Source organism: Alsobacter ponti (genome assembly GCF_024294805.1).
GTDB classification, from domain to species: domain Bacteria; phylum Pseudomonadota; class Alphaproteobacteria; order Rhizobiales; family Beijerinckiaceae; genus Alsobacter; species Alsobacter ponti.
Genome location: NZ_JANCLU010000001.1, coordinates 336,067 through 353,198, shown reverse-complemented (window position 1 = coordinate 353,198; position 17,132 = coordinate 336,067). Strand labels below are relative to the sequence as shown.

General features: G+C 69.4%; 15 protein-coding genes and 1 tRNA gene. 3 read left to right on the top strand and 13 right to left on the bottom strand.

The window, feature by feature from the left end; all coding sequences use genetic code 11:
• The first annotated feature begins 237 nt into the window (after positions 1–237).
• Positions 238–3,147 (top strand): beta strand repeat-containing protein, encoded by a 2,910-nt coding sequence (locus NK718_RS01745; RefSeq protein ID WP_305883662.1) that lies wholly within the window; start codon positions 238–240, stop codon positions 3,145–3,147.
• A gap of 65 nt (positions 3,148–3,212) precedes the next feature.
• On the opposite strand, the gene NK718_RS01730 is transcribed toward NK718_RS01745, so the two are convergent.
• Entirely contained in the window at positions 3,213–3,707 is a 495-nt protein-coding gene (locus NK718_RS01730; protein ID WP_254737952.1) for a GNAT family N-acetyltransferase, read from the bottom strand.
• Positions 3,708–4,062: 355 nt separating this feature from the next.
• Here NK718_RS01730 and NK718_RS01725 point away from each other — a divergent pair, with 355 nt between their 5' ends.
• Entirely contained in the window at positions 4,063–4,308 is a 246-nt protein-coding gene (locus tag NK718_RS01725; RefSeq protein WP_254737950.1) for a PilZ domain-containing protein, read from the top strand.
• Positions 4,309–4,352: 44 nt separating this feature from the next.
• On the opposite strand, the gene NK718_RS01720 is transcribed toward NK718_RS01725, so the two are convergent.
• From NK718_RS01720 to NK718_RS01710, 3 genes are all read right to left on the bottom strand, one after another.
• Positions 4,353–5,801 (bottom strand): DUF1254 domain-containing protein, encoded by a 1,449-nt coding sequence (locus NK718_RS01720; RefSeq protein WP_254737948.1) that lies wholly within the window; start codon positions 5,799–5,801, stop codon positions 4,353–4,355.
• A 161-nt stretch (positions 5,802–5,962) separates the two neighbouring features.
• A tRNA-Lys gene (locus NK718_RS01715) sits at positions 5,963–6,038 on the bottom strand.
• Between the two features lie 214 nt (positions 6,039–6,252).
• The gene (locus NK718_RS01710) at positions 6,253–7,839 is read right to left on the bottom strand and encodes a 2-isopropylmalate synthase (protein WP_254737946.1); all 1,587 of its coding nucleotides are present in this window, start codon (positions 7,837–7,839) and stop codon (positions 6,253–6,255) included.
• 412 nt (positions 7,840–8,251) lie between these two features.
• Between NK718_RS01710 and NK718_RS01705 the strand changes: the two genes are divergently transcribed.
• Positions 8,252–8,614, top strand: a complete 363-nt coding sequence (locus NK718_RS01705; protein ID WP_254737944.1) for a hypothetical protein — start codon at positions 8,252–8,254, stop codon at positions 8,612–8,614.
• On the opposite strand, the gene NK718_RS01700 is transcribed toward NK718_RS01705, so the two are convergent.
• The 9 genes from NK718_RS01700 to NK718_RS01660 form a co-directional block, all read right to left on the bottom strand.
• The gene (locus NK718_RS01700; RefSeq protein ID WP_254737942.1) at positions 8,599–9,324 is read right to left on the bottom strand and encodes an NUDIX hydrolase; all 726 of its coding nucleotides are present in this window, start codon (positions 9,322–9,324) and stop codon (positions 8,599–8,601) included. The two genes, NK718_RS01705 and NK718_RS01700, sit on opposite strands and share 16 nt — an antisense overlap.
• Positions 9,321–10,238: a PhzF family phenazine biosynthesis protein gene (locus NK718_RS01695; protein WP_254737940.1), complete on the bottom strand. Its 918-nt coding sequence runs from the start codon at positions 10,236–10,238 to the stop codon at positions 9,321–9,323. The genes NK718_RS01700 and NK718_RS01695 overlap by 4 nt, the downstream gene beginning before the upstream one ends.
• 25 nt (positions 10,239–10,263) lie before the next feature.
• On the bottom strand, positions 10,264–11,112 hold the full coding sequence (gene pdxY, locus NK718_RS01690; protein WP_254738216.1) for a pyridoxal kinase PdxY: 849 nt from the start codon (positions 11,110–11,112) through the stop codon (positions 10,264–10,266).
• A 196-nt stretch (positions 11,113–11,308) separates the two neighbouring features.
• On the bottom strand, positions 11,309–12,328 hold the full coding sequence (gene ilvC / locus NK718_RS01685) for a ketol-acid reductoisomerase (protein ID WP_254737938.1): 1,020 nt from the start codon (positions 12,326–12,328) through the stop codon (positions 11,309–11,311).
• A gap of 136 nt (positions 12,329–12,464) precedes the next feature.
• Complete coding sequence (locus tag NK718_RS01680) at positions 12,465–13,100, bottom strand: glutathione S-transferase family protein (protein ID WP_254737935.1); 636 nt, start codon at positions 13,098–13,100, stop codon at positions 12,465–12,467.
• A gap of 8 nt (positions 13,101–13,108) precedes the next feature.
• Positions 13,109–13,642, bottom strand: coding sequence for an acetolactate synthase small subunit (gene ilvN / locus NK718_RS01675; RefSeq protein ID WP_254737933.1), 534 nt, complete (start codon positions 13,640–13,642; stop codon positions 13,109–13,111).
• A 64-nt stretch (positions 13,643–13,706) separates the two neighbouring features.
• Entirely contained in the window at positions 13,707–14,387 is a 681-nt protein-coding gene (locus tag NK718_RS01670; protein ID WP_254737931.1) for a glutathione S-transferase family protein, read from the bottom strand.
• Positions 14,388–14,399: 12 nt separating this feature from the next.
• On the bottom strand, positions 14,400–15,095 hold the full coding sequence (locus tag NK718_RS01665; protein ID WP_254737929.1) for an aspartate/glutamate racemase family protein: 696 nt from the start codon (positions 15,093–15,095) through the stop codon (positions 14,400–14,402).
• A gap of 58 nt (positions 15,096–15,153) precedes the next feature.
• Positions 15,154–16,914 carry an acetolactate synthase 3 large subunit gene (locus tag NK718_RS01660; protein ID WP_254737927.1) on the bottom strand — a complete coding sequence of 587 codons (1,761 nt, stop codon included), beginning with the start codon at positions 16,912–16,914 and terminating at the stop codon, positions 15,154–15,156.
• Positions 16,915–17,132 lie beyond the last annotated feature (218 nt).

The window sequence follows — 17,132 nt, the reverse complement described above, 5'->3', positions numbered from 1 at the left end:
CCGTTTCCGGAGTTGAGGCGAGGCGAATATCGCTCTCCAACGCTGGGCGGAAGACGTCGTCAATTCGCGAATAGAGACGCGTGGCGCAACTCTGAGTATAAGTATCGACTGATCGATTACTTAAGGTTGAACGTGCCAAACATCGATTTTCTCAATTGCGTTCAGAACTTTGTAAATATAGGATGAAAGATCACTCAAATAATTCGGCGCACATCTGCGCTGGGAGAATTCATTTCCATGACTACTTCGACCGACGGAAATGACAGCATCACGGCCACGGACATCCTTGCTCGTATCGAGGGCGGGGCCGGCAACGACACGATCGTGGCGATCCTTTGGGATACGGTTTACGGCGGCGAAGGCAACGATTCCATCGACGGCACGTCCGGATCGAGCAAGTTGCTCGACGGCGGCGCCGGCGACGACACGATCGTGGCAAGCCTTTGGGATGCGGTTTACGGCGGCGAAGGCAACGACTCCATCAACGGCATTTCCGGATCGAGCAAGATGCTCGACGGCGGCGCCGGCGACGACACGATTGTGACCAACCTTTGGGATGGAGTTTACGGCGGCGAGGGCAACGATTCCATCGACGGCACGGCGGGCTGGGGCAAGTCGCTGAACGGCGGCGCGGGCGATGACACGATCAGAGGCGGCGGCTGGATCGACACCCTCCTCGGCGGCGAGGGCAACGACACCTACATCCTCAATTCAGGCTCGAATTCCGTGGTCGAACTAGCCGGCGAGGGCGTCGACACGGTCGAGGCCGCGTTCTCCTATACGCTCGGCGACAATGTCGAAAACCTGACCCTCACCGGGACCATCAACCTCTCCGGCACGGGCAATTCGCTGGACAACAGGGTCACCGGCAACACGGGCGCGAACTTCCTCTCCGGCGGCGAAGGCAACGACACCCTGGACGGCGGCGACGGCGACGACTCCCAGGCCAGCGGCGACACCCTGGACGGCGGAGCGGGCGCGGACCGAATGGCCGGCGGCCTCGGCAATGACCGCTATATCGTCGACAATGCGTCGGACACGACCGACGAGGCGGCCGACGAGGGCCTCGACACCGTGCTCTCCTCGCTCGACTGGACGCTCGCGGCCAATGTCGAGGAGTTGATCCTCACGGGGACCGCCAACCTCTCCGGCGTGGGCAACTCGCTGGCCAACACGCTCACCGGCAACGCGGGCGCGAATAGCCTCGCGGCGGGCGACGGCGAGGACGAGCTGTATGGCGACGCGGGCAACGACACGCTCGATGGTGGCTCGGGCCTGGACTTCATGATGGGCGGCACGGGGGACGACCGCTACGTTGTCGACAACGCGTGGGACACGACCTACGAATTGGCCGACGAGGGCGTCGACACGGTGCTCGCCTCGGTCAGTTGGACGCTGGCGGACAACATCGAGAACCTGACGCTCACGGGCTCCGACAACCTCTCCGGCACGGGCAATGCGCTCGACAACATCATCATCGGCAACGAGGGCGCGAACAGCCTGTCGGGCGGCGGTGGCGCCGACACGATTGTGGCAAGCGCGGGTAGTGTTGTTTACGGCGACGAAGGCAACGATTCCATCGACGGCACGGCCGCTCCGAGAACGTGGATCGAGGGTGGCGCCGGCGATGACACCATCATGGCAAACTCTTCGGGTACGGTCTACGGGGGCGAGGGCAACGATTACATCGAGGGAGCGGCGCCCTGGATGACCTCACTTTACGCCGACGGGGGCGCCGGCGACGACACGATTGTCGCAAGCCCTTATGATACGGCCTATGGCGGCGACGGCAACGATTCCATCGACGGCATTTCCGGATGGGGCCAGATGCTGGACGGCGGCGCCGGCGACGACACGGTTGTGGCAAGCTCCTTGGATACGGTTTACGGTGGCGACGGCAACGATTCCATCGACGGCATTTCCGGATGGGGCAACGTGCTCGACGGCGGCGCCGGCGACGACACGATCGTGGCAAGCCGTTGGGATGGGGTTTACGGCGGCGAAGGCAACGATTCCATCAACGGCACCGCGAGCTGGGGCGGCCAGTCCCTTGACGGCGGCGCGGGCGATGACACGATCGTAGCCGGCGCGGGCGCGGACTCCCTCATGGGCGGCGTCGGCAACGACACGCTGGACGGCGGCGCGGGCGCGGACACCCTCATCGGCGATGCCGGCAGCGACACGCTGGACGGCGGAGCTGGCGCGGACCGCATGGTCGGCGGCCTCGGCAACGACCTCTACCGGGTCGATTACGTGTGGGACACGACCGACGAGGCGGCCGACGAGGGCTTCGACACCGTGTTCGCCTCGGTCGACTGGACGCTCGCGGCGAATGTCGAGAACTTGACCCTCATGGGGTCAGCCGGCCTCTTCGGCGCGGGCAACTCGCTGGCCAACACGCTTACCGGCAACTCGGGCGCGAACGCGCTGTCGGGTGGCGCCGGCAACGACACCATCTCCGGCGGCGCGGGCGCGGACACGCTGGACGGCGGCGCGGGCGCGGACCGAATGGCCGGCGGTTCGGGCAACGACCGTTACATCGTCGACAACGCGTCGGACGTGACGGAAGAGCTGTCCAACCAGGGCGTCGACACCGTGCTCGCCTCCGTCGACTGGACGCTCGCGGCCAATGTCGAGAACCTGATCCTCGCCGGGACCGCCGGCCTCTCCGGCACGGGCAATTCGCTGGCCAACGCGATCACCGGCAGTGTCGGCGGGGACGTGCTGTCGGGCGGCGCCGGCAACGACTCGTTCGACGGCGGCATCGGCAACGACACCATCCTCGGCGGCGACGGCAATGACCGCATTTTCGGCAATGCCGGGGCGGACCGGCTGACCGGCAATGCCGGCTCCGACACCTTCGTCTACACCGCCCTGTGGCAGAGCATGCGTGGAGCGGCCGACACGATCACCGACTTCACGCGCGGCGTCGACCGCATCAACCTTGGCGACATCGACGCCAAGGCCAACACGGTTGCGAACGAGGCCTTCGCCTTCATCGGCGCCGCGGCCTTCGACGGCCACGCCGGCCAGCTGCGATTCTCGGCCGGCCTGCTGCAGGCCGACGTCAACGGCGACCGCGAGGCGGACTTCGCGATCGCGATTTCCAACGTGACGACGCTGAGCGCCTCAGACTTCATTCTGTGACAGCGTTCGCGTTCTGAGAGCCTTGGCGCTCTGACCTCGCTCCGGGCGGCCACCGCCGCCCGGCTTTACGCCGCCGCGTCGTCGAGCCGGCGGCGGAGGAACAGCGTGCCGGCCACCGGCGTGTCGTAATAGGGCTCGATCGGATCGAAGCCGAGCTTGCGGTAGAGCGCGATGGCCTCATGCATCGAGGGCAGCGTGTCGAGGCGGATCTCGGCGTAGCCCGCGCGCGAGGCGGCGGCGAGCGCCGCCCGCACCAGCGCGACGCCGAGGCCGAGCCCCCGCCCCTCCGGCGCGACATAGAGGCGCTTCATCTCGCACGCGCCGGGCGCGCCGGTGGGGCGCAGCGCGACGCAGCCGAGCGGCGCGCCGTCCCCTCCCCGCGCCAGCAGCAGCGCGCCGGCGGGAGGCGCGTAGAGCCCCGGCAGGCCGGCCAGCTCCGCCGCGAAGCCCTGATAGGCGAGATCGACGTCGAGCGACGTGGCGTAGGCCCGGAACAGTCCCGCCGCGGCGGCGAGGTCGTCCGCCGTCTCGACGGGAGAGATGGTGAAGGGCGCTTCCATGCGGGGCAGGCTAGCACGGCCCCGAAAATCCGGGCCAGCCCTTGGGCGCGCGGCATCCACCGCTTGCCTTTACGGGTTGGGGTGGGGGTCGGCCAGGGCACACGGGCCGACCGGGATGCGCAGGAGCGCGGCTTGAAACGCTGTCCGACCGCCCGCCGGGCACAGGAGGGGCGATGCCGGCCGGGACGCGCGCGAGCACGGCCCCGACGCGCGCCCCCCGGGGCCTGCCCGCCACGACTCCTTAACCGGCCAAGATTAAGTTGATTTGGCCGCAATTGAACTTCATTCGACGGAAAGTCGGTGACGCGGCGCGCCCGCCCGCGCGGGCCACGAGAGGTTTGCCACCGGAGGCCGCATGCGTCCCGACCGCCCCCCGCGCCAGCGCACGCTGAAAGGCGCGACGATCGTCTTCAACAACGCCAAGAGCGTGCTGGACTGCACGGTGCGCAACCTGTCGACGGGCGGCGCGCTGCTCGGCCTGCCGACGACCGCCGGCGTGCCCGCCGCCTTCGAACTGCGGATTCCCGACCACCCGCCCCGCGCCTGCCGCGTGGCCTGGAGACTCGTCGACCGCATCGGCGTCGCCTTCGAGGCCGCCTGACGCCAGCGGCGCGGCGCAAGCGGGCTCGGCGCCCGCCCCCGAGCCTACGCCCCCGCCGCCCCCACACGCTTGACGCCGGGCGGCCGCCAGCTGCCGTCGCCGGGCGGCAGCACCGACAGGCCCGGCGGCTCCTTCGGCCAGTAGAGCCGCATGGCGAGGTAGACGGGGCCGGCCGGCGCGGGGAGCCAGTTGCTCTCCTTGTCCTTCCCCGGCGACTTCGCCTGGATGTAGATCGTCAGCGATCCGTCCGGGTCGAGCTTCATGCCCGGCAGCATCGGCGAGTTGATCAGGTAGCGGTCGAGCGGATTCTTGACCAGGAACTGCGTCTTGCCGTCGTACATGGTCACCGACCAGAAGGCGTTCACCGGCGGCTGCTGCCCCGCCGGGAAGGTGATGGTGTAGTTGGCCTTCGCGCAGTCGAGCGGCTTGCCGTCGGCGTCGATCTTCGTCACCGGATAGGCCGCCTCCACCGCGTCGTTGCCGTAGATGCCCATCGTCGCCGCGGCCGCGCGCAGCAGCCAGTCGCCGTTGTAGAAGGCGCTGTCGCCGAAGGCCGAGGCGAGCCGCCAGCCGTTCACGTCCTTCCCGATGGTCTTGGTCTTCTCGTCGACCTTGCGCTGGCCGGCCTTCATGCCGACCGCGATCTCGAGCTTGTCCTTCAGCGAGAGGTCCTTGAAGTTGAAGCTCTTGCCGGGACCGATCCCGATCAGCGCGAGCTTCTCGCGAATGTCCTTGTCCACGGCCTGGGCCGGCGCGAACTGCAGGGCGAAGTCCAAATATTCGAAGAAGTTCGTCTTCACGAGCTTCTTGTCGAACTTCGGGAAGTCGATCTTCGCGGCGGCGGGCGGCGCGGGCTGGCGGAGATAGGCGGAGAGCGGCTGCGCCGTGTATCCAGCCTGCACCTTCTTCACGTTGTCCATGTCGGCGGGGTTGAAGAGCTGCGTGCGATAGCCCGCCACGGCGAACTGGGTGGAGGAGCGGAACACCTTCCTGACGCCTGGCGGCGTCTCGCCCTTCCAGTCCGGCCCCGCGACCATGTAGACGCCGGCTTCGCTGCCGGTCGCCCGGCTGCCAATATAGCCGAAATTGTAGGTGTTCCCGTCGCACAGCATGACGGAGTAGTAGCGCTTCGGGTCGACGGCGGGCACCGAGAGCACCGTCGGTTCGGCCCGCAGGTCCATCCACAGGAAGGAATACGGCGTGTCGCTGTTGGGCGTGACGATGGCCGTGTCCTTGTAGGTGAAGACACGCGCCTCGTTGGCGATCTGGTTGAACGGCGCCTTGAACTGCCCGGAGTTCCGGTCGACGGCGTATTCGTACATGACGCCGTAGTTCATCACGATCGGCAGGCCGTAGATGAACCCCGCCTCGGCGATCTCCGCCGCCTTGACGATCCCGGGCCGCGCCGTCTGCGCGAACGCGGCGGAGCCGCAGGGCAGGCCGGCGGCGGCGAGCCACGCGGCGGAGTGTAGCAGTTCGCGCTTGGTCAGCATGTCGTCCCCTGAACAATCATTAAGCTTGGCTATTTCAGCTTAATGTCGGGGCCTAGCGTATCTTATGTCAAGCAAACTAAGTTGAGCCAGCGCTCATCGCCGCCGGCAGGATGCTCGGCGGTTCGGCGATGGTCGTCACCTGAAAAGATTGGGGGCTTTGATGGTGGGCGCACTAGGGCTCGAACCTAGGACCCGCTGATTAAGAGTCAGCTGCTCTACCAACTGAGCTATGCGCCCATCAAAACCGGTCGCGGAGGCGAGGCCGTCGCGACGAGGGGGTGGATAGCAAAGACCGGCGGGCCTGTCCAGCGCGCAGCGGCCCGGCCGCCGATCTTTTTTCGCGGCGCATGACTGTCATGCGCCAAGCCGTTGATTTCCGCCGGATTTTCCCTCGGGATTCCCGGGCGGAACGCAGCGCCGGGCCCCCTGGCGGAAGCCGGCGCCGGAGGCGTCAGACGCCGCCGAGCGGCGCCGTCGAGTGCAGCCGCTTGCCGCCGTCGGTAACGCGGTCGCGCTTGCCCTGCAGGCGGTTCAGCGCGCCCAAATAGGCGCGGGCGGAGGCGACCAGAGTGTCGGGGTCGGACGCCTTGCCGGTGACGGAATAGCCGTCCTCGGCGAGCCGCACCGATACCTCCGCCTGCGCGTCCGTGCCCTCGGTGACGGCGTGGACCTGGTACAGCTCCAGCTTGGCCTGGTGCGGCACCAGCTCCTGGATGGCGTTGAAGGTGGCGTCGACCGGGCCGTTGCCGCGCGACTGAACGGTGCGGTGCGCGCCATCGACGTCCAGCGTCAGCGTGGCGAGTTGCGGCCCCTGCGTGCCGGCGATCACCGTCAGCGCCACCACCTTGATGCGGTCGTGCGCGGTGACGAGCTCGTCGTCGACCAGCGCCTCGATGTCCTCGTCGTAGACGTGCTTCTTGCGGTCGGCGAGGTCCTTGAAGCGCTTGAAGGCGTCCTCCAGTGCGTTCTCGCCCAGCTCGTAGCCCAGCTCCTTCAGCTTCTCCTTGAAGGCGTGGCGGCCCGAGTGCTTGCCCATCACCAGCGAGGTCTTCAGCACGCCGACCGATTCCGGCGTCATGATCTCGTAGGTCTGGGTGTTCTTGAGCATGCCGTCCTGGTGGATGCCGCTCTCGTGCGCGAAGGCGTTCCGGCCGACGATGGCCTTGTTGTACTGCACCGGGAAGGAGGTGGCGGCGGCCACCAGCTTGGAGGCGCGCATCAGCATGGTCGGCTCGACGCCCGTCTGGAACGGGAACTTGTCGCCGCGCGTGCGGATCGCCATCACGATCTCTTCCAGCGCGGCGTTGCCGGCGCGCTCGCCGATACCGTTGACGGTGCACTCGATCTGCCGCGCGCCGCCCACCACGCCGGCCAGCGTGTTGGCCACCGCCATGCCGAGGTCGTTGTGGCAGTGGACGGAGAACACCGCCTTGTCGGAATTGGGCACACGCTCGCGCACGGTGCGGAACAGCTGCGCGTACTCCTCCGGCACGGTGTAGCCCACCGTGTCGGGGATGTTGATGGTGGTGGCCCCGGCCTTGATGGCCGCCTCGACGCAGCGGCACAGGAAGTCCAGCTCGGTGCGCGTGCCGTCCTCGGCCGACCACTCGACGTCCTCGACGAGGTTGCGGGCGCGGGTGACGGAGGCGATCACCTTCTGCAGCACGGCGTCCGGCTCCATCTGCAGCTTCCACTTCATGTGGACGGGCGAGGTGGAGATGAAGGTGTGGATGCGGCCGCGGCGGGCGTGGCGCACCGCCTCGCCGGCGCGGTCGATGTCCTTGTCGCCGGCGCGGGCCAGGCCCGCCACGGTGGCGTTCTTGACGCGGCCGGCGATCTGCGTGACGGCCTCGAAATCGCCCTGCGAGGCGATCGGGAAGCCCGCCTCGATGATGTCGACGCCCATCTCGTCGAGCAGGTCCGCGATCTCCAGCTTCTCTTCCAGCGTCATCGTGGCGCCGGGCGACTGTTCGCCGTCGCGCAACGTGGTGTCGAAGATCAGGACGCGGTCCTTGGCGGATCCGGTGGCTGCGGTCATGGGAGTTTCCTTCATCGATAATCGCCCGTCCGGGGGCGCTGGCGGCTCGGTTGTCTGTCTGCAAGCTCCCCTGAGCGCCCAGGCGCGCGCGCCCGGCCGGCCCTCAGGGGCGGCTAAGGAGCAGAAGTCGAGCGGGCAGCGCGGGAACGGACGGCGCGCGCAGGGCCGCGGCGGCCGCCAGGGCCTCCGTCAGGTCGTTGCGCAAGGTGGCGTAAGCGGCCACGGCGTCCATCTCCCGATCTGGGGCGAGCGGCCCCCGGCGACCGTCCTCGATCGCGCGTCGCCCTCTCTACAAGCCCCGCGCGGCTTGCGCAAGTCGTCCGGCGTCGGGTCGGACGCGCCGGCGCGGCATTGACCGGCCGCGCCCCGGCGCTCCACTCTGGCCATCCCGCGATTCCGCACGGACGACGCCATGCCCCGCCCCCCTCTCTTCGCCGCCGCGCTGCTGCCGCTCCTCGCGACGCTGGCCGCCTGCAACACCGCCGCGCCCCAGGCGAGCGCGCCGCAGCCGGCCTCCAGTTATGCGGGGCTCGCGCCCGGCGTGTCGCCGGCCGGCTTCCACCTGCCGAGCGGCTCCGGCTGCGCCGCCGACGTGGCGCGCTGGAAGGCGCTGCAGGACAACGACCTCAACTCCGGCCACGTGAACCAGAAGGTCTATGACCAGATCCAGGGCGAGATCGCCCAGGCCTCCTCGGCCTGCGCGGCGGGCCGGAGCGCCGAGGCGAGCGCCATGGTGCGCGCCTCGCGCGCCCGCCACGGCTACCCGCAGGGCTGAAGCGCCAGCTCGCGCCGCAGATAGGCGGCGAGGAAAGGCGGCATCGCCGCCTCGTGCGCGGCGATGTCGTTTTCATCGTGCACGATTACCATGCCGGCGAGTTCCGGCTGCTCCTGCGCCGCAAGGTTGGCGTGGATGCGCTCGCGCAGCTCCGCCGCCGTCGCGTCCGCCCTCACCCGGCGCATCAGCGCGATGCGCGGCCCGTGCTCGACCACCGTCCAGCGTTCCTCGACGTCGAGGCCGGCGGGGTCGAGCCCCGTCTCCTCGGCCAGCTCGCGAACGGCGCTGCCGGCCACGTCGACGACGCCGTCGACGATGTCCTCGCGGTCCGGCGTGCCCGCCGCGAAGTAGATCTTGCCGGGGTTGGAGGTGTGCGGCCCCATCACGCCGAGCAGGAAGCCGCCGTCGCGCGCCCGCAGCGCCGCCATGGCGAAGCAATTGCGCAGGCTGGGGTCCGGGAAGCCGAAGTCGCGCCACGCGATGAAGCGCGAGTAGCGCGTCTCCAGATACGCGCCGTGAAATTCGTCGCCGACGAACTCGCCCCGGCGCAGCACCAGCACATGGCCGTCGAACAAGGTCGGGTTGGCGGCGGTGAGGCCGGCCCAGTGGCGGTCGATGCGCTCGGCGTGCGCCTCGGCCCACGCCCAGGGCGCGGGCTCGAAGGCGAAGGAGACGGCCGCGACGTCGCGAAAACGGGTCGTGTCGTTCACAGCCGCAGCGCCCCCTCAGAGACGACGACGGCGCAGCCGCCGATCGTCGCCTTGACGAGGCGTCCCTTCTCCACCGTGAGCCCGAGCGTGATCTGGGACGGTCGACCCATTTCGTAGCCCTGCTCGATCACCAGCTCGTGCTCGCCGTCGCCGGGCCGCTCGAAGGCCATCACCACCCCCGCGAAGGCCGCCACCGCCCCGCCCGTCGCCGGGTCCTCGAGCACGCCCATGTCGGGCGCGAACATGCGGGCGTGGAAGGCGTGGCCCTGGGTCTCGGTCTGGCGGCAATAGACGAATGCGTTGGCGTGGTCGGCGGGGCGGATCGCGTCGCGCCACGCGTCGAGGCGGGGCCGCGCCCGCGCCACTGCCTCGGCGCTCGCCACCGGCACGAAAGTGAAGCCGACGCCCGCCGACATCACCGACGGGCGGTGCGCTTCGAAGCCGATGTCGGAGGCCTCCAGCCCCAGCGCCGCGGCGATGGCGGCGTCCGGCGCGGCGTCGGCGATCGGCTCCGGCAGGCGCGGCAGGGTGAAGGCAGCGTGGCCGAAGCCCTCGCCGCGCGTCTCCACCGCGCACGGCACCAGCCCCACCTTCTCCTCCAGCCCGAAGGCGAGCACGCCGTGGCCGTGCCCGTGGTCGAGCAGCCCGAGCAGCACCGCCGTCCCCACCGTCGGATGGCCGGCGAAGGGCAGCTCGCGCCCCGGCGTGAAGATGCGCAGCGAGGCCCGCTGGTGCGGGTCCGCCGGCGGAAGGACGAACACCGTCTCGGACAGGTTGAACTCGCGGGCGATGCCCTGCATCGCCGCGTCGCTCAGCGCCTGCCCGTCGAGCACGACGGCCAGCGGGTTGCCGCCCAGCGCGCGGTCGGTGAACACGTCGAGGGTGAAAAAGCGGCGGCGCATCGCGATCTCCATGGCAAGGGTTTCCCGCGGCAGGGGGTCAGGCGGGCTCGGCGACGAAGCGCCGGGCGGGGTTGACCAGCTCCTCCTGCGCCGCGACGAGCGCCAGCTCGCGCGCGCCGGTTTCCACCGTCCGCCGCAGCACGGCGTGGACGGCGGAGGCGGCTTCGCCCAGGGCCTCGGGCACCGAGCGGCTGCGCAGCATGTGGAAAAGGAACAGGGCCGAGACGAGGTCGCCGGCGCCATTGAGGGCGGCCGGCAGCCGCGGCGTGCGCACCCGCCACAGCGAATTGCCGTCCGAGGCCGCCATGTCGAGGGCGTCGGCGGGGACGTCGTCGATCTCCACGGAGGTGACGAGCACGGTGCGCGGCCCGGCGGCGTGCAGGTCCGCCACGGCGGCGCGCAGGTCGGCGAGCGAGGCGACGTTCCGGCCGGTCAGCATCGCCAGCTCGAACTGGTTCGGGGTGACGATGTCGGCGGCCGGCAGCGCCTGGGCGCGCAGCAGCTCCGGGATGCCCGGCCGCACGAAGACGCCGCGCCCGACATCGCCGATCACCGGGTCGCAGCACCATTGCGCGTCGGCGTTGACCGCCTTGACCCGCCCGGCGGCGGCGATCACCGCCGTCACGATGTCGGGCGCGCCCATGTAGCCGGAGAGCACCGCGTCGCAGGCGGGCAGCACGCCGCGCGCCTCGATGCCGTCGAGGACCTCGGTGACGAACGCGCCGTCGAACACGCGGCCCTTCCAGTCGCCGTAGCCGGTGTGGTTGGAGAACTGCACGGTATGGACGGGCCACACCTCGCAGCCGAGGCGTTGCAGCGGGAACACCGCGGCCGAGTTCCCGGCGTGGCCGTAGGCGACGTGGGACTGCACCGAGAGGATGTTCAGCATCGCGCCACCTGTCTCCCCCCGGCGAGGCGTGCGCCGCGAAGCGCGGAGCGGGCGGCCAGCCTAGTTTCGCCGCGCGCCCCCGGCAAGGCGCGCCCCGGTTTTGGCTCCGGACGAATGCGCCCCACATGAAAACGCCCCGGCGGAGACCGCCGGGGCGCGAAGCCTGGAGCGTTCGCCCGAAGGGGCGGACGGCTCAGTTCTTGGCCTTGTCGACCAGCGCCTTGGCCTTGATCCACGGCATCATGGCGCGCAGCTTCTCGCCGACTTCCTCGATCGGGTGGGCGGCGTTGCGGGCGCGGACGGCCTTGAACGAGGTCTGGTTGACCTTGTTCTCGAGCATCCAGTCGCGCGTGAACTTGCCGGACTGGATGTCGTCCAGAACGCGCTTCATCTCGGCCTTGGTGTCCTTGGTGATGATGCGCGGGCCGGTGACGTACTCGCCGTACTCGGCCGTGTTCGAGATCGAGTAGTTCATGGTGGAGATGCCGCCCTCGTAGATGAGGTCGACGATCAGCTTCACCTCGTGCAGGCACTCGAAATAGGCCATCTCGGGGGCGTAGCCCGCCTCGACCAGCGTCTCGAAGCCGGCGCGGATCAGCTCGACGAGGCCGCCGCACAGCACGACCTGCTCGCCGAACAGGTCGGTCTCGCACTCTTCCTTGAAGGTCGTCTCAATGACGCCGGCGCGGCCGCCGCCATTGGCCGAGGCGTAGGAGAGGCCGAGGTCGTGGGCGTTGCCCGAGGCGTCCTGGTGGATGGCGATCAGCGTCGGCACGCCGCCGCCGCGCTGGTACTCGGAGCGCACGGTATGGCCGGGGCCCTTCGGGGCGACCATCAACACGTCGAGGTCCTTGCGCGGCTCGATCAGGTTGAAGTGGATGTTGAGGCCGTGGGCGAACAGCAGCGCCGCGCCGGGCTTCATGTTGGCGTGCAGCTCGTCGCGGTAGATGTCGGCCTGCAACTCGTCGGGCGTCAGCATCATGACGACGTCGGCCCACTTGGCGGCCTCGACCACGGTCATCACCTTGAGGCCCTCGGCTTCAGCCTTCTTGGCCGTCGGCGAGCCGGCGCGCAGCGCCACGGCGATGTTCTTCACGCCGCTGTCGCGCAGGTTCAGCGCGTGCGCGTGGCCCTGCGAGCCGTAGCCGACGATGGCGACGTTCTTGCCCTTGATCAGGTTGATGTCGGCGTCGCGATCATAATAAACGCGCATGGTTGAAGCTCCTTGGGTGCTCGCCTTGACGGGATGGTCGTGGATCGTGGGGTGCGCTTAAGCGGCGCGGTGGATCGGGTCAAGCGGGAACGTGGGTTCCCCGCTCATCGGACGTTTCCCTCGACGGAAGGAAGGCTCACGGCAGCGCGATGCCGTCGCGCTCGAACACGCGGCGGACGGCCGGCCGCTCCGCGACGCGGCGCGCGTGGGCGGTCCAGGCCGGGAAGTCGGCCGGCATGTCGTAGGCGAGCACCTGGCCGCGGCCCCACGTCCAGAAAACGACGAGATAGAGATCGGCCACGCTGAACGCGTCGCCGGCGGCCCAGGTCCGCCCGGCCAGGCGGCGCTCGACCATCTCCCACGTGTCGCGCGCGGTGACGCGCCCCTTGGCGACGACCTCCGCCCGGCCCGCCTCGCTGTCGGCGTAGCGCTCGGCCCGCCGCACATGCGCGTAGGCGACGTGGACGCCGGACGAGATCCAGGCCAGCCACTCCGCGCAGCGCGCGTCGTCGCGCGGGTCGCGCGGCCACAGGCCCTTCTCCGGCGCGCGCAGCGCCACGTAGCGCAGCAGCGCCGGCACCTCGGTCAGCACGAACTCGCCGTCCACCAGCGAGGGAACCCGGCCCTTGGGGTTGATGGCGAGGTAGTCGGCCGTGCGCTGCTCGCCGCCGGCGAGGTTGACGCGGACGACCTCGAAGGGAAGGCCGGATTCTTCCAGCGCCAGGTGAGCGGCGAAGGAGCACGCGCCCGGGGAGTGATAGAGCTTGATCATGGCGGCGGTCAGATTGTCTCGGCGCCGCGCGCCATCGCCGCGATGCCGGTGCGCGACACCTCGACGAGACCCACCTCGCCCATCAGGCGCAGGAAGCGCTCGATCTCCTCGGACGAGCCGGTCAGCTCGAACACGAAGGACGTCACGGTGGCGTCCAGCGTGCGCGCGCCGAACGCCGAGGCCAGCCGCAGCGCCTCGACGCGGGCCTCGCCCTTGCCGGCCACCTTGACCAGCGCCAGCTCGCGCTCGATCGACTCGCCCTGGACGGTGAGGTCGGTGACGCGATGCACCGGCACGAGGCGCTCGAGCTGGTGACGGATCTGCTCGATCACCTGGTCGGTGCCCGCCGTCACGATGGTGATGCGCGAGACGTGCTGCTCGTGCTCCGTCTCCGAGACCGTAAGGCTCTCGATATTGTAGCCACGGCCCGAGAACAGGCCGACGACGCGAGCGAGGACGCCGGGCTCGTTGTCGACGAGCACGGACAAGGTGTGGCGCAGGATCGGCTGCGCCTTGGGCGCGTCGGAGTAGTGGGATTTCATCGGTGCGGCCTTGCTCGGAAATGGTGCATTCATGGCGGATCCGGAGGAACAGCGAAGGGAAGGCTCAGCGGAACGGCCCGATGACGGGCTCGTCCGCCTCGTCGTGCGCGACGATCCACGTCTCGCGCATGGCCGCTTCCTGCCACTCCACGAAGGCGGGATGGTTCAGCATCGCGTCCATGTAGGGGCGCAGCGAGGCGTCGACCTCGATGCCGTAGCTGTGGAAGCGCGTCACCACCGGCGCGTACATCGCGTCGGCGGCGGTGAACGCGCCGAACAGGAACGGCCCGCCCGCCTGCGCGCCGTAGCCTTCGCGGGCGCGACGCCACAGCTCGGTGACACGCGTCGCGTCGCGGCTCACCAGCTCGCCGCGGTCGCGCGCCTCGTAGCGCTTGCGCAGGTTCATCGGGCAGGCGGCGCGCAGGCCGCGGAAGCCGGCGTGCATTTCCGCCGAGATGGTGCGCGCGAAGGCGCGGGCCTTGATGTCGGCCGGCCAGACCTGCTTCTCGGGGAAGCGGTCGGCGAGGTAGTCCATGATGGCGAGGGATTCCCAGACGGTGACGTCGCCGTCGACCAGGATCGGCACCGTGGAGCCGGCCTTGTAGGCCGAGACGCGCGGCCGGAACTCCGGCGTGTCGAGGGGGATAAGGTCCTCGGCGAACGGGATGTCGAGGGCGCGCATCAGGATCCATGGCCGCAGGGACCAGGACGAGTAGGCCTTGTTGGCGATGACGAGCTTGAGCATCGTGTCCTCCGGTCAGGCGGCGAGGGAAAAGTCGACCGCCGCCTCGGCGTGCAGCCTCGTGGTGTCGAAGACGGGTTCGGCGCAGCAGGTCCGGTCGAGGATCATGCCGAGCTCCGTGCAGCCCAGGATGACGCCGTCGGCCCCCCGAGCGCGGGCGGCGGCGACGACGCCCAGCAGCGCCTCGCGCGAGGCGTCGCGCACGATGCCGCGGCACAGTTCGTCGTAAATGATGGAGTGGGTCAGCGCCCGCCCCTCGGCGTCGGGCGTGATCGCCTCGATGCCGTGCCGGTCGCGAAGGCGGCCGACATAGAAGTCGTCCTCCATGGTGTAGCGCGTCGCCAGCAGCAGCGGCTTGCGGCAGCCGGCGCGCCGGATCGCGGCGGCGGTGACGTCGGCGAGGTGGATGAACGGCAGGTCGACAGCCCCGGCGATGGCGTCGGCGACCTTGTGCATGGTGTTGGTGCACAGCACCAGCGCCTCGGCGCCGCCGTCCCGCAGCCCGCGCGCCGCCCCGGCGAGCGCCGCGCCGGCGGCGTCCCAGTCGCCCGCCGTCTGCATGCGGGCGATGTCGTCGAAATCGAACGACCACAGCAGCACGCGCGCCGAGTGCAGCCCACCGAGCCGCGCGCGCACCGCCTCGTTGACGAGGCGGTAGTAGATCGCCGTCGATTCCCAGCTCATCCCGCCGATGAGGCCGATGGTCCGCATGTCGCCCCCCTCGCGGCGACGGACGCTTCCTCGGAAGCCGCCCGCCCCGCGCTCCCGGTCACACCAGCTCGCGGCCGCGCGCGTCGATGATGTCGCCGGTCTTGCCCTCGAAGTCGGGCAGGATCATTTCGTTGTGCGCCTTGCCCGACGGGATCATCGGGAAGCAGTTCTCCTCCTTGGCGACGAGGCAGTCGAAGATCACCGGCTTCGGCGTGTCGATCATCTCGAGGATGGCGCGGTCGAGGTCGGCAGGGTCCGAGCAGCGGATGCCATGGCCGCCATAGGCCTCGGCCAGCTTCACGAAGTCCGGCAGCGCCGCCGAATAGCTCTCCGAGTAGCGCCCGCCGTGCAGCAGCTCCTGCCACTGGCGCACCATGCCCATGTACTCGTTGTTGAGGATGAACACCTTGATCGGCAGGCGATGCTGCAGCGCCGTCGACATCTCCTGCATGTTCATCAGCACCGAGGCCTCGCCGGCGATGTCGATGACCAGCGAGCCGGGATGCGCGAGTTGCGCGCCGACCGCCGCCGGCAGGCCGTAGCCCATCGTGCCGAGCCCGCCCGAGGTCATCCAGCGGTTCGGCTCCTGGAAGTGGAAATACTGCGCCGCCCACATCTGGTGCTGGCCGACCTCGGTCGTGATGTAGACGTCGCGGTCCTTGGTCAGCTCGTAGAGGCGCTGGATGGCGTATTGCGGCTTGATGACGTTGGCGTCCTTGCGGAAGGCCAGGCAGTTGCGCGCGCGCCAGCCGTCGATGCGATTCCACCACTCGGCCAGCGCGGGCTTGTCCACCTGCGGCGACTGGGCCCGCCACAGGCGCACCATGTCCTCCAGCACGTGGCCGCAATCGCCGACGATGCCGATGTCGACATGCACGTTCTTGTTGATCGACGAGGGGTCGATGTCGACGTGGATCTTCTTCGACTTCGGCGAGAAGGCGTCCAGCCGGCCGGTGATGCGGTCGTCGAAGCGCGCGCCGATGCAGATCATGACGTCGCAGTCGTGCATCGCCAGGTTGGCCTCGTAGGTGCCGTGCATGCCGAGCATGCCCAGCCACTGCGGGCCCGCCGCCGGATAGGCGCCCAGGCCCATCAGCGTCGAGGTGATCGGGAAGCCGGTCAGCGCCACCAGCTCGCGCAGCAGCTCCGAGGCCTGCGGGCCGGAATTGATGACGCCGCCACCGGTGTAGAACACCGGCCGCTTGGCCGTGGCCATCAGGTCGATCGCCGCCTTGATCTTGCCGGCGTCGCCCTTGATCTGCGGCCGGTAGGTCTTGTGCTGGTTCGACATCGGCCGCGCATACTGGCCCTTGGCGAACTGCACGTCCTTCGGGATGTCGATGACGACGGGGCCCGGCCGCCCGTTCGAGGCGACGTAGAAGGCCTCGTGCAGGATGCGCGGCAGGTCCTCGATGCGCTTCACCAGGTAGTTGTGCTTGGTGCAGTGGCGCGTGATGCCGACCGTGTCGCACTCCTGGAAGGCGTCCGAGCCGATGAGGTGCGTCGGCACCTGGCCGGTGATGCAGACCAGCGGGATGGAGTCGAGCAGCGCGTCGGTGAGGCCGGTGACCGCGTTGGTCGCGCCGGGGCCGGAGGTGACCAGCACGCAGCCGACCTTGCCCGAGGACCGGGCGTAGCCCTCCGCCGCGTGGACCGCGCCCTGCTCGTGGCGGACGAGGACGTGGCGCACCTTGTCCTGGTGGAACAGCGCGTCGTAGATCGGCAGCACCGCCCCGCCCGGATACCCGAAGATGTGCTCCACACCCTGGTCCTGAAGCGCCTGGACGACCATCTCGGCGCCGGTCATCTGTCGGGTCATCGGTCTGCTCCCATCGGGTTCATGCTGGTCGGCCTGTCTGCTCGGGCCGGGATGTTCGGAAGTCGGGGCAATAAAAAAGGCCCTCCAGGGGGCCTCGGTCGCAGCGCCAGTTGCAGGATGCCGGCCTAGGGCCGTCCCGTGTCTGGCGCTCCGCTTACGATAAGAATGTTGCGCACGATGCGCTCCTCGGCGTGGAAAGTTGCGGGACACTAGTCGTC

What these genes read in the sequence shown, in the direction of transcription:
- NK718_RS01680 (WP_254737935.1), bottom strand. Translation starts at nt 13,100, where the DNA reads ATGATCAAGCTCTATCACTCCCCGGGCGCGTGCTCCTTCGCCGCTCAC.
- NK718_RS01730 (WP_254737952.1), bottom strand. Translation starts at nt 3,707, where the DNA reads ATGGAAGCGCCCTTCACCATCTCTCCCGTCGAGACGGCGGACGACCTC.
- NK718_RS01725 (WP_254737950.1), top strand. Translation starts at nt 4,063, where the DNA reads ATGCGTCCCGACCGCCCCCCGCGCCAGCGCACGCTGAAAGGCGCGACG.
- NK718_RS01660 (WP_254737927.1), bottom strand. Translation starts at nt 16,914, where the DNA reads ATGACCCGACAGATGACCGGCGCCGAGATGGTCGTCCAGGCGCTTCAG.
- NK718_RS01720 (WP_254737948.1), bottom strand. Translation starts at nt 5,801, where the DNA reads ATGCTGACCAAGCGCGAACTGCTACACTCCGCCGCGTGGCTCGCCGCC.
- NK718_RS01670 (WP_254737931.1), bottom strand. Translation starts at nt 14,387, where the DNA reads ATGCTCAAGCTCGTCATCGCCAACAAGGCCTACTCGTCCTGGTCCCTG.
- NK718_RS01745 (WP_305883662.1), top strand. Translation starts at nt 238, where the DNA reads ATGACTACTTCGACCGACGGAAATGACAGCATCACGGCCACGGACATC.
- NK718_RS01665 (WP_254737929.1), bottom strand. Translation starts at nt 15,095, where the DNA reads ATGCGGACCATCGGCCTCATCGGCGGGATGAGCTGGGAATCGACGGCG.
- ilvN (WP_254737933.1), bottom strand. Translation starts at nt 13,642, where the DNA reads ATGAAATCCCACTACTCCGACGCGCCCAAGGCGCAGCCGATCCTGCGC.
- NK718_RS01705 (WP_254737944.1), top strand. Translation starts at nt 8,252, where the DNA reads ATGCCCCGCCCCCCTCTCTTCGCCGCCGCGCTGCTGCCGCTCCTCGCG.
- NK718_RS01710 (WP_254737946.1), bottom strand. Translation starts at nt 7,839, where the DNA reads ATGACCGCAGCCACCGGATCCGCCAAGGACCGCGTCCTGATCTTCGAC.
- ilvC (WP_254737938.1), bottom strand. Translation starts at nt 12,328, where the DNA reads ATGCGCGTTTATTATGATCGCGACGCCGACATCAACCTGATCAAGGGC.
- NK718_RS01695 (WP_254737940.1), bottom strand. Translation starts at nt 10,238, where the DNA reads ATGGAGATCGCGATGCGCCGCCGCTTTTTCACCCTCGACGTGTTCACC.